Source organism: Salinarimonas sp. NSM, assembly GCF_052380005.1.
GTDB lineage: Bacteria > Pseudomonadota > Alphaproteobacteria > Rhizobiales > Beijerinckiaceae > Salinarimonas.
Window position 1 is genome coordinate 23,020 of the sequence record NZ_JBQTCJ010000025.1, and the last position, 23,823, is coordinate 46,842.

The following is a 23,823-nucleotide window of genomic DNA, read 5'->3' on the forward strand; positions in this document are numbered from 1 at the left end:
TCACGTCGGCTCGACGAAGGAGTCCAGCACCATCTTGCGCCCGGCCTTGTCGAAGTCGACCGTGAGCTTGTTGCCGTCCACCGCCGACACCGAGCCCGGGCCGAACTTGACGTGGAAGACGCGGGTGCCGACGCCGTAGGCGGAGGCCGCGCCCGTCGACTTCGCCACGAGCTCGCCCTCGATCACGAGCGGCCCCCGGCGCGCTTCCGAGAATCCGCCGCGGCCGCGCCCGGGGGCCTGCCCGTAGCCGGAGCCGCCGAATTCCGCCTGCGCCCGCGTGTTCGCCTGCGCCCGCTGCCAGCCCGGCGTGGAATAGGTCGAGCCGAAGGGCGCGATCTGGTCGAAGCGCGAGCCGCCGCCGTAGCCGCCGCCGGAGAATTGCGCGGGCGCCTCGCGCACGTCCACCGAGCCCTCGGGCAGCTCGTCGATGAAGCGCGAGGGTGCGGTCGCGTTCCACATCCCGTGGATGCGTCGGTTGGCGGCGAACCAGATCATCAGCCGCCGCCGGGCGCGGGTGAGGCCCACGTGCGCGAGGCGCCGCTCCTCCTCGAGCCCGGCCTGGCCGCTCTCGTCGAGCGCGCGCTGCGAGGGGAAGAGGCCCTCCTCCCAGCCGGGCAGGAACACCGTGTCGAACTCGAGCCCCTTGGCCGCGTGCAGCGTCATCAGCGACACCTTGTCCTGGGTGTCGCCGTCGTTGACGTCCATGACCAGCGAGACGTGCTCCAGGAAGGCGGCGAGGTCGGGGAAGTCCTCCATGGAGCGCACGAGCTCCTTGAGGTTCTCGAGCCGCCCGTGCGCGTCCGCCGACTTGTCGCGCTGCCACATCTCGGTGTAGCCGCTCTCGTCGAGCACACGCCGGGCCAGCTCCGCGTGCGGCACCGCGTCGATGGCGCGCGCCCATTCGTCGATCTGGCGCACGAACTCGCGGATCGTGGCGCGGGGCTTCGGCTTGAGCTCGTCGGTCTCGACGAGAAACCGCGCCGCCTGCAACAGCGGCATGCGCGCGGCGCGGGCGTGATTGTGCAGGAGCTGGACCGTCGCGTCGCCCAGCCCGCGCTTGGGCGTGTTGATGATCCGCTCGAAGGCGAGGTCGTCCGCCGGCTGGGCGACGAGCCGAAGGTAGGCGAGCGCGTCGCGGATCTCCGCGCGCTCGTAGAAGCGCGGGCCTCCGATGACACGATAGGGCAGGCCGAGCTGGACGAAACGGTCCTCGATCTCGCGCATCTGGGCCGAGATGCGCACGAGAACCGCCATCTGCGACAGGGAGTGCCCCTTGCCGTGCAGGCTCTCGATCTCCTCGCCGATGAGCCGCGCCTCTTCCTCGGAGTCCCAGGCGCCGGTGAGGATCACCTTCTCGCCGGGCTCGTCGTCGGTCCGCAGGGTCTTGCCGAGCCGCCCCTGATTGTAGGCGATGAGGTGCGAGGCCGCCTTCAGGATGTGCCCGGTCGAGCGGTAGTTCCGCTCGAGCCGCACGACCGTGGCGCCGGGGAAGTCGTGCTCGAAGCGCAGGATGTTGTCCACCTCCGCCCCGCGCCAGCCGTAGATCGACTGGTCGTCGTCGCCGACGCAGGCGAGGTTGGCGCGCTTCTGGGCGAGCAGCCGCAGCCAGAGATATTGCGCGACGTTGGTGTCCTGGTACTCGTCCACCAGCATGTAGCGGAAGCGGTCCTGGTATTGCTCCAGCACGTCCGGATGCTCGCGGAAGAGGCGCAGCGCCTCCAGCAGCAGGTCGCCGAAATCGGCGGCGTTGAGCGTCTTCAGCCGCTCCTGATACTGCTCGTAGAGCGCGATGCCCTTGCCGAAGGCGAAGGCGGCGGCCTCGCCCTTCGGCACGCGATGGGGCTCGAGCCCGCGGTTCTTCCAGTCGTCGATGACGCCGGCGAGCTGACGGGCGGGCCAGCGCTTCTCGTCGATGTCGCCGTCGGCCTGGATGAGCTGCTTCATGAGGCGCAGCTGGTCGTCCATGCCGAGGATGGTGAAGTCGCTCCCGAGGTCGACGAGCTCGGCGTGGCGGCGCAGGATCTTGGCCGAGATCGAGTGGAACGTGCCGAGCCAGGGCATGCCCTCGGCCACCCCGCCGACGAGGGCGGCGACGCGCTCCTTCATCTCCCGCGCGGCCTTGTTGGTGAAGGTCACGGCCAGGATGCCGGACGGGCGTGCCCTTCCGGTGGCCAGCAGGTGGGCGATGCGGGTGGTGAGCACGCGCGTCTTGCCCGTGCCCGCGCCCGCGAGCACGAGGACGGGACCCTCGGTCGTCTCCACCGCCTGGCGCTGCTCGGGGTTCAATCCCTCGAGATAGGCCGCGCGCGGCCCCGCGCCGGCACGCGCGCGGGCGGAGAGCGAACCCCCGCTCGGCCCACGATCGCCGGATGTCTCGGGCCGGATTTCCTCGCTGCGAGTCATGCGCTGGACCATGGAGCAAATCGGGAACGGCGTCGAGTCCGGCGGGGCGCCCTCCGGCTCATGATCCGGCTCATGGCGGCACGCCGATCCGCCCCCAGCCGGGCAGCTTCAGCGCCGGCCGGCGCAGGTCGAGGCCGGCGACGAGGCCCATGAGGTTGATCTCGACGCCCTCGATCCAGCCGATCGTCACGCCCGCCCAGCCGCCGAGGCCGAGGCGCAGGCCGGTGCCGCTCGCGGTGGGGCCGGCGTGCAGCCGGTCGGGCGTCCAGTCCTTGCCGAGCGCGGTGGGCGGCAGGGCGACGGCGAGGGCGGGATCGTAGCGAGCCGCCGCGTCCAGGACGTGCGCCACGAACGTGTTGGAGTTCGGCCCGGGCCAGGCGCGGTAGTCGCCGTAGCCGTCGAACGGATAGGCCTCGACCGCGGCGCGCAGGGCGGGGATCGCGGCCTGCGCCGCCTCGCCGTCGAGCGCGAGGACGACCTGCGGCGGGTTCGAGTACCAGCGCCCGTCCGCCGCCCAGCCGTTGACGCGGATCGGCGAGCCCCAGCCCACCTTGTCGAAGCGCGTGTAGGCCGGCGCGCCCGCCTCCTTGATCACGATCCAGGTGTGATGCGCGACGATGCCGCGCCAGCGGCCGGTGCGCGCCGCATAGACCCGCACCAGCGCCTGCGGCGCCGCGCGCGCGTCGGCGGGCAGGAGCCCCGCGCTCGACCAGTCGGCCGCGCTCCAGCGCGCCGGCATGGCGTCACGCGACATCCACCAGGCCGCGTGCGTGCCGAGCGGCAGGACGAAGATGAGAAGGACGGTGGCGAGCGCACCGAGGGCGAGGCGCAGGCCCCGACGGAGGATGGGAGGCATGCGCGAGGTCTTAGCGCGCTCGTGCACGGCGTCCATCTCACGAAGGCGCGATCATGCGGGATCCGGCCTCACCATGAGCGCCGGTCGCCGTTGTCGATGTGGATGAGGCCGGAGCGATAGCGCTTCAGGCCGCCCACCGCGGGGTGATCGCGCAGGTAGGCCATCACCGCGCGGCTCGAGCCGGCCACGCGGAAGTCGACGGCACGACAGGCGAGGTGCATCGAGCGCGGGGCGCCGCCGGCGCGACGGTTGTGCCCCCGGGTTCGGTGGGTCGACATGATGCGGACCTCGCCGAAGCGCTCCGCCACCTCGGCCACGACCCGGGTGAGGTCGCCCGGCAGGCACTGCGTCGGGGTGCGCGCCCGCACCCAGATGGCGCCCCGCTCGACCTGCGTCGCGAAGGCGGGCTGCGCCCGCGCGATCGAGCCGGTCGTCTCGACGTCGAGGTCCTGCCCCGGCTTCAGCGTGGCGTAGACGTTCGTGAGACCGCCGTCGCCGGTGGCCGGAGCGGCTGGAGCCTCGGCGGTCTCGGCGTTCGCGTCGGTGTCCGTATCCGCGACGGCGGCCGCGGTCGCGGCCGCGGCTTCGCCGGCCGCCTCGGGCTCGAGCGCGGGATCTTCCGGGGGCTTGATCGTCGCGTAGACGTGGGAGAGCTCGTCGGCCGACGGCGCCGACAGGGGCGCGATCGCCAGCGTCGCCGTGAGGGCGAGGGCGGCGGGGTGGAGCAGGGCACGCGTTCGCGCGCGCCTGCGATGGGGATTAGCACATCGCATGCGGTCGGCATCCTGGTGGGGGCGCCCCGAGAGAGTGGGCGCGGCCTCTGCGGGCCGTTCGTCGAGCCGGTGCGGCCGTCGCGGATCGAATGCCTCCGCTCGGCCGTTCTCGCCGGACCGATGTGACAAACCCGCCGAGGGAGGCCAAATCATGACGACGCGCGCAACCCGTCGCCTCGCCTGGACCATCGCCTGGATCCTGGTCGCCCTGTTCTCGCTCGTCGCCCTCGCGGCCTGGGGTGCCGTCGATCTCGTCGGCGGCTTCGCGGTGGACCGGGCGGACATGGCCGCGCGCGATCCCGAGCAGGTGGCGTGGATCGCCTGGTTGTTCGACACGCTGCGCGATTTCGGGCTGGCCGCCATCGTCGCGATCTGGCTCGTGGCGAGCGCCATCACGCTGGGCACCGCCGCCGTGATCGGCAAGGCGACGCGCGACCGCGAGCGCTTCAGCGATGGGAGGAGATGAACTGGCGGAAGCGCTCGCTCTCGGGGTTCGCGAACATCGCCTGCGGCGCGCCCTCGCACTCGACGACGCCCTGGTGGAGGAACATCACCCGGTTGGAGACGTCCTTCGCGAAGCCCATCTCGTGGGTGACGACGAGCATGGTGCGGCCCTCCTCGGCGAGCGCACGCATGACGCGCAGCACCTCGCCGACGAGCTCGGGGTCGAGCGCGGAGGTGGGCTCGTCGAACAGCATCACGCGCGGGCGCATGGCGAGCGCGCGGGCGATGGCGGCGCGCTGCTGCTGGCCGCCGGAGAGGTGGGAGGGGTAGTGCTTCGCCTTGTCGGCGATGCCGACCTTCTCGAGCAGCGCCATGCCCTCCTCGCGCGCCTCGACCTTGTCGCGGCCCTGGACGTGGATCGGCGCCTCGATCACGTTCTCTAGGATGGTCATGTGAGACCAGAGGTTGAAGCTCTGGAACACCATCGCGACCTCGGAACGGATGCGGTCGACCTGGCGCCCGTCCGCCGGCTGCACGCCGCGGCGGGTCTTCCTCAGCGCGATGGTCTCCCCGCCGATCGTGACCTCGCCGTCGTCGGGGATCTCGAGCATGTTGATGCAGCGCAGCATTGTCGACTTGCCCGAGCCGGACGCGCCGAGGATCGAGATCACGTCGCCCTCGCGCGCCTCGAGCGAGACGCCCTTGAGGACCTCGAGCGCGCCGAAGCTCTTGCGGAGGTTGCGGACGCTGACGGCGACGTCTGTCATGGCGGCTTCCTCGGCTCCTCGAGTGTCACGCCCCGCGGGCGTGGGCGGGGGAGGGCTTCAACGGCGCCTCGATCTCCGGCGCCTGGCGCAGGTGCGGCGACAGGCGCCACTCGATGGCGAGGATGGCGCGGGTGATGACGAAGTTGATGAAGAGGTAGATGGCGCCCGCGACCACGAACACCTCCACCGCGCGGAAGCTCTGCGCGATCAGCCGGTGGGCGAGGCCGGTGACCTCCATCAGCGTGATCACCGAAGCGAGCGAGGTCGCCTTGACCATCAGGATGATCTCGTTGCCGTAGGCCGGCAGCGCCTGGCGGATGGCGATGGGAAGCGTGATGCGCCGGAAGCGCTGGAGCCGCGACATGCCGCAGGCCTTCGCCGCCTCGATCTGCCCGTGGGGCACGGAGAGCAGGCCGCCGCGGAAGATCTCGGCGGCGTAGGCGGCGGTGTTGAGGGTGAGCGCGAAGACGGCGCAGTAGAACGGCTCGCGGAAGAACCACCACAGGCCCAGCTCCTGCAGGGCGGGACGGAACTGGCCCAGCCCGTAGTAGATCAGGAATATCTGCACCAAGAGCGGCGTGCCACGGAAGACGAAGATGTAGCTTTGCGCGGTCCAGTCCAGCACGGCGACGCCCGAGAGCCGCATCGTGGCGAGCATCAGCGCGAAGACCGCGCCGATCGACAGGGACAGGCCGGCGAGCTCGAGCAGCAACGGCACGCCCTCGATGAGGGTCATGAAGGTGCGGCCCATGAAGGCGAGATCCATCAGCCCGCCCTCCGCACGCCGCGCATGGCGCGGTTCTCCGCCTTCTGGAAGGCGATGGTCGAGACCGTGGTGAGCGCGAGGTAGAGGATCGCCGCCGCGAGGAAGAAGTAGAACGGCTGGCGGGTCGAGCCGGCGCCGATCTGCGCCTGTCGCAGCAGCTCGACGAGGCCGATCACCGAGATCAGCGCCGATTCCTTGAGCGCCAGCTGCCAGACGTTGCCGAGCCCGGGAATGGCGTAGCGCATGACCTGGGGCACGACGATGCGCCGGAACATGAGGGCGCGGCTCATGCCCACAGAGCGCGCCGCCTCGAGCTCGCCCTTCGAGAGCGAAAGGTAGGCGCCGCGAAACACCTCCGCCTGGTAGGCGCCGTTGACGACGCCCAGCGCCAGCGCGCCGGTGATGAAGACGGGCAGGCCGAGGAAGCCGTCGTAGCCGAGCATCCGGCCGATGTTGGTGAGCGCCAGCGAGCCCCCGAAGTAGAACAGGTAGATGACGAGCAGGTCCGGGATGCCCCGCAGGACGGTGGTGTAGGTGTCGCCGATCGTCGCCGCGAGGCGAGAGCGCGACAGCTTCGCCGCCGCCGCGAGCGCGCCGAGGACCGAGCCGACGAGGAAGCCGCACACCGCGACCGCCAGCGTCACGCCGGTCGCGAGGAGGAGCGCCGCCCCCCAGCCGCGCTCCCCGAACCCGACGATCTCGAAGAAACCGATTGGCGTCATGTGGTCCCGCAGCGTCCCGGCGCCGGTGCGCCGCCGGGACGTCCGTTGGGCGGCGTCAGCCCGCCGGGGTCATGTCGAGGCCGAACCACTTCTCCGACAGCTCCTTGATCGTGCCGTCGGCCTTGGCGTCCTCGATCGCCTTGGTGAACATGTCGCGCAGGTCCTCGTTCTCCTGGCGCACGCCCACCGCCACCCCGCGGCCGAGCACGCCGCCCGACAGGCCGGGGCCGACGATCTTCATGTCCGCGAACTCGGGCTTCTGCATCGTGGCGTTGAAGGCCGAATGTGCGGCGAAGATGCCGTCGAGGCGCCCGGCGGAGAGGTCGAGGTCGTGCTGCTCGGTCGTGCCGTACTCGCGGATCTCGACGATGTCGCCGAGGTACTCCGTGAGGAAGTTCGAGTTGGTGGTCGAGCCCTGCACGCCGATCACCTTGCCCTCCAGCATCGGCGTCCATTCCGCGATCAGCGCGGCGACCGCGTCCGGATCGCTGTCGAGCGAGAGGCGGCCTTCGCCCGGCAAGTCCGCGAGGGGGCTGTCGGCCATCACGGCGAGCCCGTGCGGGCCGCCTGCGTAGGGGATCGAGAAGCCGATCACCTCGAGCCGCTGGTCGGTGATGTTCATGCCCGCCATGATGGCGTCGTACTTGCCGGACTGGAGCGAGGGGATGATGCCCGCCCAGTCCTGCACGACGATCTCGCAGGTTACCTCCATGCGTTCGCACAGGTTGTTCGCGAGATCGATCTCGAACCCGGCCAGCGTGCCGTCGGGATTCGAGAAGTTCCACGGCGCGTAGGCGCCCTCCGTCGCGATCCGGACGGTCTCCCAGCCCTGCGCCGCGGCGGGCTGCATCGCCAGCGCGAGCGCCACGGCGGCGCCCGCGAGCCCCGGCCCGAAGGCCTTCGACTTCGACATGCTCTCGTTCCCCTCTGGAGGGATCCGCTTCCGGCGGATCTCCTGTCCGGGACGCTTGGTGCGTCCATTGCTGCCTACCTAACAGGCAGGGTGTCCGGGCTGGCAAGCACTACTTTTTTGCGAGATGCTGCGCGAAACGCCCAAAAATCCAGCATCTAAATCAAAGGTGGCGGAGCCGCCGGCTCCGCCACCATCCCGCCGAGCCTCGCCGCCTCACATCGCGGGCGTCAGGTCCGTGCCGAACCACTTCTCGGACAGCTCCTTGATGGTGCCGTCGGCGGCCGCGGCCGCGATCGCCTCGTTGAAGCGGGTGCGCAGCGCCTCGTCCTCCTGGCGGATGCCGACGCCCACGCCACGGCCGAGGATGCCCCCGACGTAGCCCGGACCGACGATCGAGAACGCGCCCTGGAACTCCGGCTTCTGCATCGTCGCCTGCAGCGTCGGCGCGTCCGCGAGAACCGCGTCGAGGCGGCCGGCCTGCAGGTCGAGGTCGTGCTGCTCGGTGGTGCCGTACTCGCGGATCTCGGCGACGTCGGCGAGGTACTCGCGAGCGAAGTTGGCGTGCGTGGTCGAGCCCTGGACGCCGATCGTCTTGCCCTCGAGCAGCGGCTTGACCTCCTCGAGCGCGGCCATGGCCGCCTCGGTGCTGGTGTCGAGGTTGAAGCGCTCGCCGGTGCCGGGCATGTCCGCGAGGTCCGAGCCGTTGGGCACGAGGAAGCCGTTGGGCGAGAGCGTGTAGGGGCTGGAGAAGGAGATCACCTCCTCGCGCTCGGCGGTGATCGACATGCCGGCCATGATGGCGTCGTAGCGCCCGGCGGTCAGGCCCGGGATGATGCCGTTCCAGTCCTGAGCGATGATCTCGCAGTCGGCACCCATGCGCTCGCACAGGTCGCGGGCGAGCTCGATCTCGAAGCCGTCGAGCGTGCCGTCGGGGTTGGAGAAGTTCCACGGGGCATAGGCGCCCTCGGTCGCGATCGTGACCTGCTCCTGCGCCGTCGCGGCGCCGAGCGCGAAGGCGGAGGCGGCGATTGCGAGGCCGAGCGTCTTCAGAAAGCGCATGTCGTTCTTCCCTCGGATGTCTTGCTTCTCCGGCCTCCTTCCAGGGGCCGGGCGGGCCCCCTCGGCCCGCGGATGGCGCAACTCAAGCCGTTCGGGCGCGCGCGGTCAATCGCGCAGAGAGGGCGCTCTGCTCATCAGCGACAGAATCTCGAGCAGCATCTGGCCGGCGACGTGGGCCGTGTTTGTGGTCGCATCGTATTGCGGTGCGACCTCGACCACGTCCCCGCCGACGATGTCGATCCCCGCGCAGCCGCGCATCAGCGCGAGCACCTCGCGCGGGGTGAGCCCGCCCACCTCCGGCGTGCCGGTGCCGGGCGCGAAGGCGGGATCGATCGAATCGATGTCGAAGGAGAGGTAGGTCGGCCCGTCGCCTACGACGGCGCGCGCCTTCTCGACGATCGCCGGGATGCCGAGCGTGTCCACCTCCTCGGCGTGGATCATCGTCATGCCGCTCTCGGTCGAGAACTCCCAGAGCCAGTCGGCCGAGCCGCGGATGCCGATCTGGATGGTCCGCTCTGGGTCGAGCACGCCGTCGAGCACCGCCTGGCGGAAGGGGCCGCCGTGGTGGAACTTGGTGTCCTCGTAGGGGCCGGACGTGTCGGCGTGCGCGTCGATGTGGATCATGCCCACGGGCCGCCCGGTGCCGACGGCCTTCAGGATCGGCAGCGAGATCGAGTGGTCGCCGCCCACCGCCAGGGTCCGCACGCCCGCATCGACGATTCGCCGGGCATAGGCCTCGATGTCGGCGTGGCAGCGCGCGAGCGAGAAACGGCTCTCCATCGGCACGTCGCCGACGTCGGCGACCCGCAGCTCGTAGGTCGGCAGTGCCTTCAGCACGTGCTCGTAGGGGCCGATGCGCTCGATCCCGCGCACGGCGCGGGGGCCGAAGCGGGTGCCGGTGCGGTTGGTGACGCCCAGATCCATCGGCACGCCGAAGATCGCGACGTCGAGATCGGCGAAGCCCTCCGCGAGCGCGTTCGGGCGATGTGGCGCGCCGAGGAAGGTCGCGACGTCCGCGAAGGGCCAGCGCCGGCGCTCGCCGTCCCGGAACTGGGTGTCCGCCACCGTCTTGAACGCGGGATCGTGGATGTCCCCGCCCTTGGCCTCGCCGTAGCGGGCGCGCAGGCGCGCGAGCTTGTCCTCGTCCATTCCGGTCCTCGCCCTCGGTTCCTCGTCCATGCGGACGCGATCAAAGCACCCCGCGCGACCTTCGGGAAGGGGCGCCCGTGACAAGCGTGCGAGCGCGCAATACGACTAGGTCGGCGACCCCGTCCGGGGGACGCGCTTCTGCGGGAGGGAGGCGATGGCGGAACGCTCGTTCGCGCGCGAGGTGGAGGACCTGAAGCTCGGGGACGGCGACGTCTTCCGGGGGGAGGGGATCCTCGCCATCACCAAGGCGCTCCTGCAGGCGGGCGTCTCCTATGTCGGCGGCTACCAGGGCGCGCCGATCTCGCATCTGATGGACGTGCTCGCCGACGCCGAGGACGTGCTCGACGAGCTCGGCGTGCATTTCGAGAGCTCGGCCTCGGAGGCGACCGCCGCGGCGACGCTCGCCGCCTCCGTGATGTACCCGATCCGCGGCGCGGTCACGTTCAAGTCGACGGTGGGCACCAACGTCGCCTCCGACGCGCTCGCCAACCTCGCCTCGGGCGGGGTGACCGGCGGAGCGATGATCATCGTCGGCGAGGATTACGGCGAGGGCTCCTCCATCATGCAGGAGCGCTCTCATGCGTTCGCGATGAAGTCGCAGATCTGGCTCCTCGACCCGCGTCCGAACCTCGAGACCATCGTGCGTATGGTCGAGGAGGGGTTCGCGCTCTCGGAGGCCTCGAACACGCCGGTGATGCTCGAGGTGCGCATCCGCACCTGCCACGTCCACGGCCGGTTCAGGACGAAGGCCAACAAGAAACCCGAGTTCACGCTGCGCCAGGCGCTGGAGAACCCAAAGCGCGACGTGAACCGCATCGTGCTGCCGCCCGCCTCCTATCTCCACGAGAAGGAGAAGATCGAGACGCGCTGGCCCGCCGCCGTCCGGTTCATCAAGGAGCGCGGGCTCAACGAGCATTTCGGGCCGCAGGAGAGCGAGACCGGCATCATCGTGCAGGGCGGCATGTTCAACAACACCATGCGCGCGCTCCAGCTGCTCGGCCTCGCCGACCTCTACGGCAACACGCTCGTTCCGCTGCACGTCCTCAACGTCACCTATCCGCTGGTGGAGGACGAGCTCGCGGCCTTCTGCGCCGGCAAGAAGGCGGTGCTGATGGTCGAGGAGGGCCAGCCCGAGTTCCTCGAGCAGGCGCTCGCCCACATCCTGCGCAAGCGCGACATCCAGACGAAGCTGTCCGGCAAGGACGTGCTGCCGATGGCTGGCGAGTACACGACGCAGGTGCTGCTGAAGGGGCTCAAGGCCTTCTTCGCCGCGCACGACCGCCCCGCGCTCGGCAACGAGCCGCCGATCCCCGATCCCGAGCCCGTCCTCGCCGATCCCTCGGTGAGAGCCCTCGCCGACGTGGTGCCGCCGCGCCCGCCGGGCTTCTGCACCGGCTGCCCGGAACGCCCGATCTTCGCGGCGATGAAGCTCGTCGAGAAGGAGCTCGGCCCTCACCACGTCGCCGCCGACATCGGCTGCCACCTGTTCTCGATCCTGCCGCCCTTCGAGATCGGCGCGACGACGATGGGCTACGGGCTCGGCCCCGCCTCGGCCTCCGCCTTCAACGTCGAGGCGGACAAGCGGCCGATCTCGATCATGGGCGACGGCGGGTTCTGGCACAACGGCCTGAATTCCTCCGTCGGCAACGCCGTCTACAACAAGCACGACGGCGTGATCATGATCGTCGACAATTATTACTCCGCCGCGACCGGCGGGCAGGACATCATGTCCTCGCGGGCCGACAGCGAGCGGCGGGCGACGAACAACTCGATCGTCGACGCGGTGAAGGGCGTGGGCGTGAAGTGGGTGCGCCGGATCGACCACACCTACGACGTGGCGAGGATGCGCGACACGCTGCGCGAGGCGCTGACGACGAAGGAGAAGGGCCCCAAGGTCATCGTCGCCTCGTCCGAATGCATGCTCAACAAGCAGCGCCGGGTGAAGCCGCTCCTGGCCAAGGCGGCCAAGGAGGGCGAGCGCATCGTGCGCGAGCGTTTCGGCGTCGACGAGGACGTCTGCACCGGCGATCACGCCTGCATCCGCCTCTCGGGCTGCCCGTCGTTGTCGATGAAGCACCTCGACGACCCGCTGCGGGACGACCCCGTCGCGTCCATCGACCAATCTTGCGTCGGGTGCGGCAATTGCGGCGAGGTGGCGGAGGCCGCCGTGCTCTGCCCGTCCTTCTACCGCGCGGACGTGATCGTGAATCCGACCGGGATCGACCGCGCTCTCGCGCGGGTGCGGCGCTCGGTCATCTCCTGGCTCGCCGCGCGCCGCGACCGGCGCCGCATCGCCTTCCCGGGCTGAGGAGGCGCGAGACATGACCCGTCGCGAGACGTTTCCGACGACGCTCTCCACCGATCGCCCGATCACGCTCGCGATCCTCGCCATGGGCGGGCAGGGCGGCGGCGTGCTGGCGGACTGGATCGTCGGCATGGCGGAGGCGCAGGGCTGGACGGCGCAGTCCACCTCCGTCCCGGGCGTCGCGCAGCGCACGGGCGCGACGATCTACTACATCGAGATGGTGAAGGCGCCCGACGGCGCCGAGCCGATCCTGGCGCTGATGCCGACGCCGGGCGACGTCGACGTGGTGCTCGCCGCCGAGTTCATGGAGGCGGGCCGCTCGATCCTGCGCGGGCTCGTCACGCCCGACCGGACGACGCTGATCGCCTCGACCCATCGCGCCTTCGCGGTCGCCGAGAAGCAGAGACCGGGCGACGGCGCCGCCGACCCGCAGGCCGTGGTGACGGCGTCGGGCGTCGCGGCCAAGCGGGTGATCGCGTCGGATCTCGACGCGCTTGCGGCGCGCAACGGCAGCGTCGTCTCCGCGGCTCTGTTCGGCTCGCTCGCGGGGGCGGACGTGCTGCCGTTCCCGCGCGAGGCCTTCGAGGACGCGATCAAGGCCGGTGGCAAGGGCGTGGCCGCGAGCCTGAAGGCGTTCGGCGCGGCCTTCGACCGGGCGCGCAACCCCGAGGCGCATGCCGAGCCGCCTGCGCCCAGGAAGCCCGATCCGCTCGCCGACGTCGGACACGTCGTCTACGACGCGCTGCTCGTGCGGGTGCGCGCGGACTTCCCCGTCGAAGCGCAGCCTCTGCTGGCGGCAGGCCTGCGCAAGGTGGTGGACTTCCAGGATCTCGCCTATGGCGGCGCCTATCTCGACCGGATGCGGGAGCTCCTCGCGGCGGACCGCGCCGCCGGCGGCGAGGCGCACGCCCACGCCTTCACCACGGCCTGCGCCAAGTATCTCGCCGTGGCGATGGCCTACGACGACGTCATCCGCGTCGCCGACCTGAAGACCCGCGGCAGTCGCTGGGACCGGGTCGTCGGCGAGGTGGGCGTCAAGCAGGACGAGATCCTCTACACGACCGAGTTCATGCATCCGCGCATGGAGGAGATCATCGGCACCATGCCCGCCGGGATGGGCCGCTGGCTCGAGGCGCGTCCCGGGCTGGTGAAACGCCTCGACCGCGTCGTCTCGCGCGGGCGGCGGGTGCGCACGGGGACGATCCGCTCGTACCTCGCGCTCTACGCGGTCGCGGGTCTCAAGCCCATGCGGCTGCGCACGCTGCGCCACGCCCGCGAGGCGGCGCACATCGACGCCTGGCTCGGCCGGGCGCTCGAGGTGCTGCCGAGGAACTACCAGCTCGCCGTCGAGATCGTCGGCTGTCGCCGGCTGGTGAAGGGCTACTCGGACACCCACGCCCGCGGCGAGGCGAAGCTCGACCGCGTCCTCTCCGCCGTGCCTCTTCTCGTCGACCGCGCCGACGGCGCCGACTGGCTCCGGCGGCTGAAGCAGGCCGCGCTGATGGATGAGCCCGGCACTGCGCTCGAGGGCGCGCTCAGGACGGTGGCGTCGCTGGAGGGGTGACGCGCGCGTGCCGATCCGGCCTCAGAGCGCCGCGATCGCGGCGAGCGTGGCCTCCGCGACCGACAGGCCCTCCCTCCGAGCCGTCTCGCGCAGCGCGAGGCGGCGCACCCCCGGCAGTCGCGCGCCCTCCTGCCCCTCCATCATCGCCGCGAGCGCCGAGACGCGCATCAGCGCCGCCTCGCCGCCGAGCGCGAGCGGGTCGAGCGCCAGGATCAGCTGCCCGGTGCCGGGCGGCGGGCCCTCGGCGTCGAGGAAGGAGGAGGCCTCGGCCGCGTAGTTCGCGCCGGTGATGCCCGCAGCGAGCAGCTCGACCATGAGCGCCAGCGCCGTGCCCTTGGCATCGCCGAGCGGCAGCATCGTGCCCTTCAGCGCCGCCTCGGCATCGGTCGTGGGGTTGCCGTCGGCGTCGAGCGCCCAGCCCTCGGGGATGGGCTCGCCCTTCTGCTTCGCGGCGAGGATGTTGCCGCGCGCGACCTTGGAGAGCGACAGGTCGACCACGATCGGCGCGCGGCCCGGCACAGGGCAGGCGAAGGCGATCGGGTTCGTGCCGAAGACCGGGAGCCTGCCGCCCCACGGTGCGATCGCCGCGGGCGTGTTGGCGAAGAGCAGCGCGACGAGGCCGGCCTCCGCGAGCGCCTCCACCGGATGCCCGGCCGCGCCGCAATGGTGCGAGCGCCGGATCGCCGCCGCCGCCACGCCCTGCGCGCGAGCGATCTCCGGAAGCTCGTCGGCGACGATCGCGAGTGCCGGATAGGCGAAGCCGTGAGCGGCGTCGACGGCGAGCACGCCCGGCCGCGGGCGGGTCGCCGTCGGCGTCGCGCGGCCGTCGACCTTGCCGGCCCTGGCCTGCGCCGCGTAGGTCGGCACGCGCGAGAGGCCGTGGCCCTTGAGCCCGTCCGCCTCCGCGGACACGAGCGCGCGGGCGACCCGGGCGGCGTTCTCGGGGGAGGTGTTCGCCCGCTCGAGCGCGGCGGCGACGACGTGCTCCGCTTGCGTGATGGTCAGGACCGGCATCGGATCAGCCCTCCGTCAGCGCGCGGCGGACGGTCTCGGCGGTGACGGCCGAGACGCGCACGTTCGATTCGACGCTCACGCCGGCGATGTGCGGGGTCAGCACGAGGTTGGGGCAGCCGGCGAAGACCGCGCCCTTCTCGGCGGAGAGCGGCTCCGCCTCGAACACGTCGAGCGCGGCACCCCCGAGGCGACCCGCCTTCAGGGCTGCGGCCAGCGCCGGCTCGTCGACGACACCGCCGCGGGCGGCGTTAATCAGGATCGCGTCGGGCTTGCAGCGGGCCAGCGCGGCGGCGTCGATCAGGTTCCTGGTCTCGTCGGTGAGCGGGACGTGCAGCGAGACGACGTCCGCCTCCGCCAGAAGCGCGTCGAGTTCCCGCTTGCCGACGCTGCCCCAGGGCTGCGACCAGGAGGGATCACCCGCGGGGACGAACGGATCGTGGGCGACGACATGCATGCCGAGCGCGGCCGCGCGCTTGCCGGTCTCACGCGCGATCGCGCCGAAGCCGACGAGGCCCAACGTCTTGCCCCAGACCTCACGCCCCATCAGCCGGTTGCGCGGCCAGGCGCCGGCGATCACCTCGTCGGTGGCGCCGTAGGCGCCGCGCATCAGCAGCATCGCCGTGCCGATCACGTATTCGGCGACGCCGATGTCGTTGGCGCCGGTGGCGGGGAAGACCTTCACCCCGCGCGCCGCGCAGGCGCCGACGTCGATGTTGTCGAGGCCCACGCCGAGCCGCCCGACGCAGACGAGCGCGTCCGCCGCCTCGAGCAGCGCCCCGCGCACCTGCGTGCGGTTGCGCACGATCAGCGCGCGCGCGCCCTTCACCGCGGCGGCGAGGTCATCCGGGCGGTCGACGAGGCCCGGATCGTAGAGGACGTCGAAGCCGGACAGGGAGGCGGCGATCGCGGCCTCGTCCATGAACTCGCTGATGACGATGTCTGCCATGGCGGTGATCCGTTGCCTCAGATGACGAGGAGCGCGCCCGCGGCGAGCGCGAGGATGACGAGGGTCGTGCCCGTCACGGTGGCGATGTGGCGCCAGCCGAGGCGGGCGATGGCCGAGAGCGAGGTGCCGAGCCCCAGCGCGCCGATCGCGATGAGCAGGCCCCAGGTGGAGGCCAGGATCGCGAGCTCGCGGACGGGCGCGTAGACCGGCGCGAGCGCGGGCGCATAGGCCATCGCCGTGTTGAGGAGGCACAGGCCGAGGAACACGAAGGCGAAGACGGGTGCGGGCACCTTCGCGTTCTCCGCGTGGCCGCCGGCGCGGGCGAACCACCAGCCGATCACGAGCACGACCGGGAGCAGCAGGAACACGCGAAACAGCTTCACCACGACCGCGGTGTTGCCGGCGGTCTCGGAGACGGCATAGCCCGCGCCCACCACCTGCGCGACGTCGTGGATGGTGGCGCCGAGCAGCACGCCCGTCGTCTGGTGGTCGAAGCCGAGGAGCGCGCCGAGCGGAGGGTAGGCGATCATCGCCAGCGTGGAGAGCGCGTTCACCGCGACGACCACGAAGGCGACGTCGGCCTCCTTGCCCTTGTAGTTCGGGAGAACCGTCGTCGTGGCGAGGGCCGCGGAGGCGCCGCACACGGCGGTCGCGGCACCCGCGAGCGCGCCGTACTCCGCGCGCTGGCCCAGCGCGCGCGCCAGCGCGAAGCCGGCGAGGATGGTGAGCGCCATCGAGGCGACGACCATCAGCGCCACGCCGATCCCGAGCGCGACGATGTCGCCGAGCGCGATGCGCAGGCCCAGCAACGCCACGGCCCAGCGCAGCAGTTTCTTCACGCAGAAGGTGAGGCCCGGCTGGAAGACGGGCGCGGCGGCGGGGCGGTTCAGCGCGATGCCGAGGAGGAGGGCCAGCACCATCGCGGGGATGGGGAAGACGAGCGCCACGGCGGGCGCGGCGAGCGTCGCCGCCACGGCGATGGCGGTGGCGAACAGGATGCCGGGGGCGAGATCGCGTGCGGTCCCGGTGATCGAGCCGCTCGTCGGAGGGGAGGGGGCGTTCATGCGCGCTCTTGTGCTGGACCGAGCCGGCGATGTCATCCCCAGCCACGGACGGATCCATTGCCGAAGCGATGGCATCGGCGTCGCGCCAACCGCCAACGCCCCACACCCCCGGCCCCTCTCCACGAGGGAGAGGGGAGAACGGCGGCGGCCTCGGCTTGCGCGATTGCCTGGCCGGGCCGGCCGTCTCGATCGCACGGCGGCGAAGCGTGAGACCTGTTCCCCTCTCCCTCGTGGAGAGGGGCTAGGGGTGTGGGGCGTGCAGGACGATCGCGGCAGTCATGAAGGCCGCCACACCTCGGCTTCCCGAGGCGCGGCAACCCGTCTCGATCAAGCCGAGCGGTACAGCTTCGTCATCACGAACTCGCGGTGGCCGAGCGCCTCCGCGGCGGTGAGGCGGCCGTTGGCGGTGCGCACCACCATGTCGATGAGCGCGTCGCCCGCCTGCGGGATCGTCATCTCGCGACGCAGCACGCCGGATACGTCCACGTCGACGTGCTCGGACATCGTACGGACGGTGCGCGGGTTGCCGGTGATCTTCACCACCGGGACGATCGGGTTGCCGATGACGTTGCCCTGGCCCGTCGGGAAGGTGTGGACCACGTAGCCGGCCGCCGCCATCAGGGTGACGCACTCGGCCGCGGCCGAGGACGTATCCATGAAGTAGAGGCCCGGACCCTTGGCGGGCGCCTCCGCCGGCTCGAGCACGTCGATGTAGGTGCACTCGCGGCCGATCTTCTCGAGATTGCCGAGCGCCTTCTCCTCGATCGTGGTCAGGCCGCCGGCGATGTTGCCCTTGGTAGGCTGGCTCTCGGAGAGGTCAGACGTCTTGAAGGGCTCGATCACCTCGTCCATGTAGGCCTGCCAGGTCGCCATGAACTTCTCGCCGATCTCCGGGCTCGCCGCGCGCGCCTTGCACAGATGCTCGGCCCCGGTGATCTCGGACGTCTCGCCGAACACGCCCGTGAGGCCGAGCGGGATCAGCTTGTCGTACATGTTGCCGACCGTCGGGCAGGAGGCGAGACCCGTCGTCGTGTCGCTCTCGCCGCACTTCGTCGAGACCCACAGGTCCTTGATCGGGCAGGTCTCGCGCTGCAGCTCGGACGCCCACTGCAGGTAGTCCTTGGCGACGCGCGAGGCCTTGGCGATCGTCATGATGTCGCCCGTGCCTTCGATGCCGAAGCCAGTGACGGGCTTGCCGGTCCTGGCGATGCCGTCGACGACGCGCTGGGTCCAGCCGTCCTCGATGCCGATCACCACGACGGCGGCGACGTTCGGGTTCGAGCCGATGCCGATCAGCGTCCGGAAATGGAGGTCGAGGTCCTCGCCGAACTGCAGGCGCCCGTAGGCGTGCGGCAGCGCGAGCGTGCCCTTGATGTTGTTCGCCACCGCCTCGCAGGCGGCGTTGGACAGGTCGTCGAGGGGCAGCAGGACGACGTGGTTGCGCACGCCGACGCGGCCGTTCTCGCGACGCCAGCCCATGAACTCGAGGCTCGAATACTGCATCGTCATGGCTTCGTCCTCACCAGCGCTTGGTCTTGACGTTGTGGACGTGGACGTGCTCGCCCACGCCGACGGGCTTCACGGCCTTGCCGATGTCCTGCCCGTACTTCCAGATCGTATCGCCCTCGGCGATGTCCTTCAGCGCGATCTTGTGGCCGATCGGGACGTCCATCTTCGCGGTGAGCCGGAAGGACGAGTTGTCCTCGGTGACGACGCACAGCATCTCGATGCCGGCCTTCAGGTCCTCCACGACGACGACACCGACGGTGTCCTTCTTGTCGTGCACGAGGAGATGCGGGATCCCCATGGTGTCCTCTCGACGAATTGGTGGTGCCAGTCTTGTATAAGACACATGATCGGGGGTCAAGGCACGTCCGGAGCTCGGCAATGCGTTGTCGGGGCGCGTTTTCCCATCCAGTCTTGCATAAGACAATAGACATGAAATGGATTGACAGGGGGGCTTCGCCGCGCTCTCCTTCGGTGGAACGCCCCGCGAGAGGGCGCCGCGGGACCAACCGCGATCCCCATCGGAGAGGAAACAGCCGCATGAACCGCCCCACCCCGATCCTCGCGCTGGCGCTCGCCGCCGGCATGGTCGCCGCGCCGGCCTTCGCCTTCCCCGACAAGGACGTCGACTACATCATCCCGTTCTCGCCCGGCGGCGAGTCGGACGTCGCCGCGCGCCTGCAGCAGCCGGTCTTCGCCGACGCGTTCGGTCATCAGCTCATCGTCAAGTACCAGGCGGGAGCCGGCGGGGCGCAGGCGTGGTCGCAGCTCAATTCCATGCCGGCCGACGGCCATACGATCATGGGCATCAACCTGCCCCACGTGATCCTGCAGCCGATGATGAGCTCACCGGGCTACGAGACGGCGGACCTCACCCCGGTCTACTGGTTCCACTACACGCCCGACGCGATCATCGTGAACGCGTCGAGCCAGTTCGAGACGCTCGAGGACCTGGTGAGCTTCGCGCGCGAGAACCCGGGCATGGTCACCTTCTCCGGCTCGGGCTCGAACTCGGCCAACAGCCTCGCGCAGACGCGCTTCGACACGCTCGCGGGGATCACCACCACCTACGTGCCGTTCTCCGGCACCGGCCCGTCGACGACGGCGCTGCTGGGGGACCAGGTCTCTGCCTCCTGGGGCTACTCCACGGTCGCCGCCGCGCAGGGCGACCAGGTGCGCATGCTCGCCGTCGCTTCCGAGGAGCGGCTGCCGCTCTTCCCCGACGTGCCGACCTTCAAGGAAGCCGGCTTCGACATGGTCGGCGGCGCCTATCGCGGCGTCGCGGTGCCCAAGGACACGCCGGAGGAGACCCGCCGGGCGGTGTCCGACGCCTTCCAGGCGATGAACAACGAGCCGGCGATGCGCCAGGCGATGGACGACGGCGCCTTCGTGGTGATCGACGTGCCGTACGCCGAGGTCGAGGCGTTCATGGCCGAGCGCCGCGAGGAGATCGCGGCCGCGGCCGAGGCCGCGAACTGAGCGCGCCGGCGCCTTCCTGACGGCCCGTCGTTCCGGCGGGCGGCGCATCCCTCCGCGCCGCCCGCCGGACCTCCCCCGCATCACGTCGACGCCGCGCGCTCCGCACGCGGGCGCTCGAGGATCGTGCGTCCATGGACCTCCTGCCGTACCTCGCCCAGGCGCTCACGCCGTTCAACCTGCTGCTCGCGCTGGGTGGTGTGGTGCTCGGCACGCTCATCGGCGCGCTGCCGGGCCTCTCCGCCACGATGGCGGTCGCGGTGCTCGTGCCCTTCACCTTCGCCATGGCGCCCGCCTCCGGCCTGATCGGGCTCGGCGCGATCTACACCGGCGCGATCTACGGCGGCGCCTTCGCGGCGATCCTCGTCAACACGCCCGGCACACCCTCGGCCATCGCGACGACTTTCGACGGCTTCCCGATGGCCAAGCGCGGCGACGGCAACCTCGCCGTGACGCTGGCCACGCTCGCCTCCGTCGTCGGCGGCCTCGTCGGCGCGCTGGCGCTGCTGTTCCTGTCGCCGCCCTTGTCGAAGGTGGCGCTCGCCTTCGGGCCGCCGGAGTACTTCTGGCTCGCGATCTTCGGCCTGACGCTCATCTCCGCGCTCTCGCAGGGCGACACGCTCAAGGGCATCCTCGGCGCCTCGTTCGGCCTGTTCCTCGCGACCGTCGGCGTCGCGGTCGTGGGCGGCGACGTGCGCTACACGCTCGACCAGCCGATGCTGGTGGGCGGCTTCGACGTCATCGCCGCGCTGATCGGACTCTACTGCATCCCCGTGGTGATCGACCTCGTGGCGCGGCCCGATCCGCACCTGAAGGTCTCCGTCCAGGCCGGCGGCTTCCGGCTGGCGGAGGCGGTGGGGCACTGCGCGCGCAACTGGTTCAACCTGATCCGTTCCTCCGTGATCGGCACCGTGGTCGGCATCCTGCCCGGCGCCGGCGGCTCGATCGCGTCGCTCGTCTCCTACTCGGAGGCGCGTCGCTCGTCGAAGCATCCCGAGCGCTGGGGCAAGGGCGAGCCCGGCGGCATCCTCGCCACCGAGAGCGCCAACAACGCCACCGTGGGCGGCGGCTTCATCCCGACGCTCGTGCTCGGCATCCCCGGCACGCCACCCGACGCCGTCATCCTCGGCGCGCTCCTCGTCCAGGGCATCCGAACCGGGCCCGGCCTGTTCACGGGCCAGGGCGACATCGTCTACACCTTCATCTTCGGCCTGCTGATCGCGACCGTCCTGATGCTGCCCGTGGGCCTGCTGATCGGGCGCTACGCCTACCAGGCGATCGTCTCGATCCCGAAGGCGGTGCTGGTGCCGACCGTGGCGTTCCTGACGATCATCGGCTCGTTCGCGATCCACAACTCGATCACCGACGTCTACACGATGCTCGGCCTGGGCTTCCTCGGCTGGATCCTGGCGCGCTTCGGCTTCGCGCCGTCGCCGATCGTGCTCGGCATCATCCTGGGGCCGATCGCCGAGCAGGGCTTCGTGCAGGCCTGGCTCATCGGCAACGCGCAGGGCAACGTGCTCGGCATGTTCCTCGGGCGCCCGATCAGCCTCGCCATCGCGGGGCTGGCGCTGCTGACGCTGTTCTACCCAATCCTCACCGACACGCTGAAAGCCCGCCGCGCCCGCCGCGGCGGCACGGCGGCGACGCCCCGGGAGACGATCGATGCGGACTGAGCCCGGCTCGAGCCCCGCGCCGGAGCGCGCGCGCGGCGATATCGGAACGATCGTGCTGTGCGTGCTCTTCGTGGCGCTCGGCGGCTGGATGATCGCCGGCAGCATGGCGATGAGCCCGCTCGGCGCCGTGTTCCCGCGGGTGATCGCGGGGATCATGATCGCGAGCGCGCTCGGCATCCTCGCCCTGCGGGCGCTTGGGCGGGCGGGGCCGGTGCCCGTCGTCGAGGCCGGCTCGACGCCGCGGCGGCTCATGCTCTGCGTGGTGCTCGTCGCCTGGGCCGTGCTGATGCCGCGGCTCGGCTTCTTCGCGACCTCGATCGCGGGCTTCCTCGCCGTCCTCGCCATCGCCGAGTACGATGCCTGGACCGCGAAGCGCACGGCGGCCTACGTCGCCGCGGCGCTGGCGCTCGTCGGGGGCTTCTGGCTGCTCTTCGTCGAGGTGCTGCTCGTGCCCGTGCCCCGCGGCGTGCTGTTCTGAGGCCGCCCAAAGTTATGTGAACATCGAGACGAGGAAATACAGTACAGAATGCGTTATCAAGAATACAGCCGCCACCGAAAAATATATCATGACGGTTGCAAATCTTGCAAATCCGGAATTCTCGTCTGAACCATAAACCTGCGCCCTTGAGGCCTTCAGGCCGCCGCGTCGGTTCCACATCCAGCCGATGGCGCACAATAGAGCCCACCCTATCACAAACAGATAAGGAACGCCCTTGAAGCCAAAATAGACCGGAGCAAATAATGAGAGAACTGTTCCGAAGCCTATCATTTTCAAATCCACGTCCTTTAGGTCGAAGAACAGAGTTCGGCATTGGTTGTAGAATTTTGAGAGTGTTGGTACATGCCATGCGCGACTGACGAGGCGTGGTCGGGCGCGGGGAAGAGCGCGTCGGTGCGCCCGGTCAGCCGATAGGCGAGGAGCCCCACGTACTCGCGCATTGCGACGTCGAGGCGCTGGAGCCCGGCGGAGATCGAGCGGAAGCCGCTCGTTCCCTCGCGCCCGCCCACCGTCCGGAAGTCGGTGGGGTAGGGCACGACCTCGAAGCCCGCGCGCCGGAACACGCCCATCGAGCGCGGCATGTGCCAGGCGGACGTCACGAGGAGCCAGCGGCTGCCGGGCGCGGGGTCGACCGCCTCGCGGGAGTAGACGGCGTTCTGGAAGGTGTTCTGCGAGCGATCCTCAATCACCAGACGCTCGGGCGCGACGCCCATGGAGACGAGCGCCTGCGCCATCGCCTGCGCCTCCGTGTAGCGATCGGCGCCGATCAGGCTCGAGCTGCCCCCCGAGAGCACGATCGGCACGTCGGGGTGGCGCCCCGCGAGGATGACGGCGGAGGTCAGCCGGTCCGCCGCCTCGTTGAGGACGGGCTGGCCGAGCTCGATCGAGGCGTCCTGCGCGGTCGCCCCGCCGAGCACGACGATCCCGTCGATCGGCGCCCCGGTCTCCGCGTAGAGCGGAAAGCGCGTCTCGAGCGGGTTCATCAGGAGGCTCGCGACGGGCGAGAGCCCGAAGAGCGCGAGCGCGGCCGCCGCGGTCCAGGCGAGCCCGAGCCCGAGGCGGCGTGCGCGCGCGACGCCGGCGAGCAGAAGCCCCGCGACGAGCGCGATCAGCATCAGGTTCGAGGGCGCGAGCACGAACCAGACGACCTTGGAGAGGACGAAGAACACGGGGATCGCCGCCTCGTCTCAGCGCCGGGCCGTCTCGGCCTCGAAGCGCGCCTTCGTCTCGGCGTTGGGCGGATAGAGCCCCGGCAGCGGCACGCCGCGCTCGACCTCGCGCATGATCCAGGCCTCGAGCCGCTCCTGCTCGACGGCCGCGACCGCGACCTCTGCGACCATCGCCTTCGGGATGACGACCGCGCCGTCCCCGTCCGCGACGATCACGTCGCCGGGAAAGATCGCGACGCCGCCGCAGCCGATCGGCTGCTCCCAGCCCACGAAGGTCAGCCCCGCGACCGACGCGGGCGCGGCGACGCCGTCGCACCAGACGGGCAGCCCGGTGCCGCGCACGCCCTCGCCGTCGCGCACGGCGCCGTCGGTGACGAGCGCCTTGACGCCGCGCTTCCTCATGCGCGCGCACAGGATGTCGCCGAAGATGCCGGCATCGGTGACGCCCATCGCATCCGCCACGCAGATCGCGCCCTCGGGCATCGCCTCGATGGCGGCGCGGGTGGAGGTGGGCGAGCCCCAGCTCTCCGGCGTGGCGAGATCCTCGCGCATCGGCACGAAGCGCAGCGTGAACGCCTCGCCCACCACGCGCTCGGAGGTCGCGAAGGCCGCCTTGGGCCCGGACATCCAGGAGCGGCGCACGCCCTTCTTGAGCAGCACGGTGGTCAGCGTCGCGGTCGTCGCGGCGTGGAGGGCGTCGGCGATGGTCTTGTCGAGGGGCATGGGGATTTGGTCCGGGTGAGGAGGATGGC

Annotated in this window: 22 protein-coding genes; 6 read left to right on the forward strand and 16 right to left on the reverse strand. The window is 70.8% G+C overall.

Going from position 1 to position 23,823, the window contains the following annotated elements; all coding sequences use genetic code 11:
* The 3 genes from ACTZWW_RS10985 to ACTZWW_RS10995 all read right to left on the reverse strand — a co-directional run bounded on the left by ACTZWW_RS10985 (position 1) and on the right by ACTZWW_RS10995 (position 4,032).
* Positions 1–2,403 (reverse strand): ATP-dependent helicase, encoded by a 2,403-nt coding sequence (locus tag ACTZWW_RS10985; protein WP_444781030.1) that lies wholly within the window; start codon positions 2,401–2,403, stop codon positions 1–3.
* Positions 2,404–2,473: 70 nt separating this feature from the next.
* On the reverse strand, positions 2,474–3,259 hold the full coding sequence (locus ACTZWW_RS10990) for a DUF3750 domain-containing protein (RefSeq protein WP_444780999.1): 786 nt from the start codon (positions 3,257–3,259) through the stop codon (positions 2,474–2,476).
* Between the two features lie 68 nt (positions 3,260–3,327).
* Positions 3,328–4,032 (reverse strand): YcbK family protein, encoded by a 705-nt coding sequence (locus ACTZWW_RS10995; RefSeq protein WP_444781000.1) that lies wholly within the window; start codon positions 4,030–4,032, stop codon positions 3,328–3,330.
* A gap of 151 nt (positions 4,033–4,183) precedes the next feature.
* Between ACTZWW_RS10995 and ACTZWW_RS11000 the strand changes: the two genes are divergently transcribed.
* Positions 4,184–4,498: a hypothetical protein gene (locus tag ACTZWW_RS11000; protein WP_444781001.1), complete on the forward strand. Its 315-nt coding sequence runs from the start codon at positions 4,184–4,186 to the stop codon at positions 4,496–4,498.
* Here ACTZWW_RS11000 and ACTZWW_RS11005 read toward each other — a convergent pair.
* From ACTZWW_RS11005 to speB, 6 genes are all read right to left on the reverse strand, one after another.
* Complete coding sequence (locus tag ACTZWW_RS11005) at positions 4,479–5,243, reverse strand: ABC transporter ATP-binding protein (protein ID WP_444781002.1); 765 nt, start codon at positions 5,241–5,243, stop codon at positions 4,479–4,481. The two genes, ACTZWW_RS11000 and ACTZWW_RS11005, sit on opposite strands and share 20 nt — an antisense overlap.
* Before the next feature lie 25 nt (positions 5,244–5,268).
* Entirely contained in the window at positions 5,269–6,009 is a 741-nt protein-coding gene (locus tag ACTZWW_RS11010) for an ABC transporter permease (protein ID WP_444781003.1), read from the reverse strand.
* On the reverse strand, positions 6,009–6,731 hold the full coding sequence (locus ACTZWW_RS11015) for an ABC transporter permease (protein ID WP_444781004.1): 723 nt from the start codon (positions 6,729–6,731) through the stop codon (positions 6,009–6,011). Before ACTZWW_RS11015 ends, ACTZWW_RS11010 begins: the two co-directional genes overlap by 1 nt.
* 55 nt (positions 6,732–6,786) lie before the next feature.
* The gene (locus ACTZWW_RS11020; RefSeq protein WP_444781005.1) at positions 6,787–7,644 is read right to left on the reverse strand and encodes a transporter substrate-binding domain-containing protein; all 858 of its coding nucleotides are present in this window, start codon (positions 7,642–7,644) and stop codon (positions 6,787–6,789) included.
* Between the two features lie 213 nt (positions 7,645–7,857).
* Positions 7,858–8,703 carry a transporter substrate-binding domain-containing protein gene (locus ACTZWW_RS11025; protein ID WP_444781006.1) on the reverse strand — a complete coding sequence of 282 codons (846 nt, stop codon included), beginning with the start codon at positions 8,701–8,703 and terminating at the stop codon, positions 7,858–7,860.
* Positions 8,704–8,808: 105 nt separating this feature from the next.
* The gene (gene speB, locus ACTZWW_RS11030; protein WP_444781007.1) at positions 8,809–9,852 is read right to left on the reverse strand and encodes an agmatinase; all 1,044 of its coding nucleotides are present in this window, start codon (positions 9,850–9,852) and stop codon (positions 8,809–8,811) included.
* A gap of 154 nt (positions 9,853–10,006) precedes the next feature.
* Here speB and ACTZWW_RS11035 point away from each other — a divergent pair, with 154 nt between their 5' ends.
* The gene (locus ACTZWW_RS11035; RefSeq protein ID WP_444781008.1) at positions 10,007–12,160 is read left to right on the forward strand and encodes a thiamine pyrophosphate-dependent enzyme; all 2,154 of its coding nucleotides are present in this window, start codon (positions 10,007–10,009) and stop codon (positions 12,158–12,160) included.
* 13 nt (positions 12,161–12,173) lie between these two features.
* Entirely contained in the window at positions 12,174–13,721 is a 1,548-nt protein-coding gene (locus ACTZWW_RS11040) for an indolepyruvate oxidoreductase subunit beta family protein (RefSeq protein ID WP_444781009.1), read from the forward strand.
* Between the two features lie 21 nt (positions 13,722–13,742).
* Here ACTZWW_RS11040 and ACTZWW_RS11045 read toward each other — a convergent pair whose 3' ends face one another.
* The 5 genes from ACTZWW_RS11045 to ACTZWW_RS11065 form a co-directional block, all read right to left on the reverse strand.
* On the reverse strand, positions 13,743–14,735 hold the full coding sequence (locus tag ACTZWW_RS11045) for an Ldh family oxidoreductase (protein ID WP_444781010.1): 993 nt from the start codon (positions 14,733–14,735) through the stop codon (positions 13,743–13,745).
* A gap of 4 nt (positions 14,736–14,739) precedes the next feature.
* On the reverse strand, positions 14,740–15,681 hold the full coding sequence (locus ACTZWW_RS11050) for a hydroxyacid dehydrogenase (protein ID WP_444781011.1): 942 nt from the start codon (positions 15,679–15,681) through the stop codon (positions 14,740–14,742).
* 17 nt (positions 15,682–15,698) lie between these two features.
* Entirely contained in the window at positions 15,699–16,745 is a 1,047-nt protein-coding gene (locus ACTZWW_RS11055; RefSeq protein WP_444781012.1) for a YeiH family protein, read from the reverse strand.
* 327 nt (positions 16,746–17,072) lie between these two features.
* A complete protein-coding gene (locus tag ACTZWW_RS11060; RefSeq protein WP_444781013.1) occupies positions 17,073–18,254 on the reverse strand; it encodes a UxaA family hydrolase in 1,182 nt (393 codons plus the stop codon).
* Positions 18,255–18,264: 10 nt separating this feature from the next.
* Positions 18,265–18,552, reverse strand: coding sequence for a UxaA family hydrolase (locus ACTZWW_RS11065; RefSeq protein ID WP_444781014.1), 288 nt, complete (start codon positions 18,550–18,552; stop codon positions 18,265–18,267).
* 239 nt (positions 18,553–18,791) lie between these two features.
* Here ACTZWW_RS11065 and ACTZWW_RS11070 point away from each other — a divergent pair, with 239 nt between their 5' ends.
* The 3 genes from ACTZWW_RS11070 to ACTZWW_RS11080 all read left to right on the forward strand — a co-directional run bounded on the left by ACTZWW_RS11070 (position 18,792) and on the right by ACTZWW_RS11080 (position 21,881).
* Positions 18,792–19,730, forward strand: a complete 939-nt coding sequence (locus tag ACTZWW_RS11070; protein WP_444781015.1) for a tripartite tricarboxylate transporter substrate binding protein — start codon at positions 18,792–18,794, stop codon at positions 19,728–19,730.
* A 131-nt stretch (positions 19,731–19,861) separates the two neighbouring features.
* The gene (locus ACTZWW_RS11075; RefSeq protein ID WP_444781016.1) at positions 19,862–21,403 is read left to right on the forward strand and encodes a tripartite tricarboxylate transporter permease; all 1,542 of its coding nucleotides are present in this window, start codon (positions 19,862–19,864) and stop codon (positions 21,401–21,403) included.
* Complete coding sequence (locus ACTZWW_RS11080) at positions 21,393–21,881, forward strand: tripartite tricarboxylate transporter TctB family protein (RefSeq protein ID WP_444781017.1); 489 nt, start codon at positions 21,393–21,395, stop codon at positions 21,879–21,881. Before ACTZWW_RS11075 ends, ACTZWW_RS11080 begins: the two co-directional genes overlap by 11 nt.
* Positions 21,882–22,189: 308 nt before the next feature.
* Here ACTZWW_RS11080 and ACTZWW_RS11085 read toward each other — a convergent pair whose 3' ends face one another.
* Both ACTZWW_RS11085 and ACTZWW_RS11090 read right to left on the reverse strand, forming a co-directional pair.
* Entirely contained in the window at positions 22,190–23,071 is an 882-nt protein-coding gene (locus ACTZWW_RS11085; RefSeq protein ID WP_444781018.1) for a YdcF family protein, read from the reverse strand.
* A gap of 18 nt (positions 23,072–23,089) precedes the next feature.
* Positions 23,090–23,794, reverse strand: coding sequence for a ribonuclease activity regulator RraA (locus ACTZWW_RS11090; protein WP_444781019.1), 705 nt, complete (start codon positions 23,792–23,794; stop codon positions 23,090–23,092).
* Positions 23,795–23,823 lie beyond the last annotated feature (29 nt).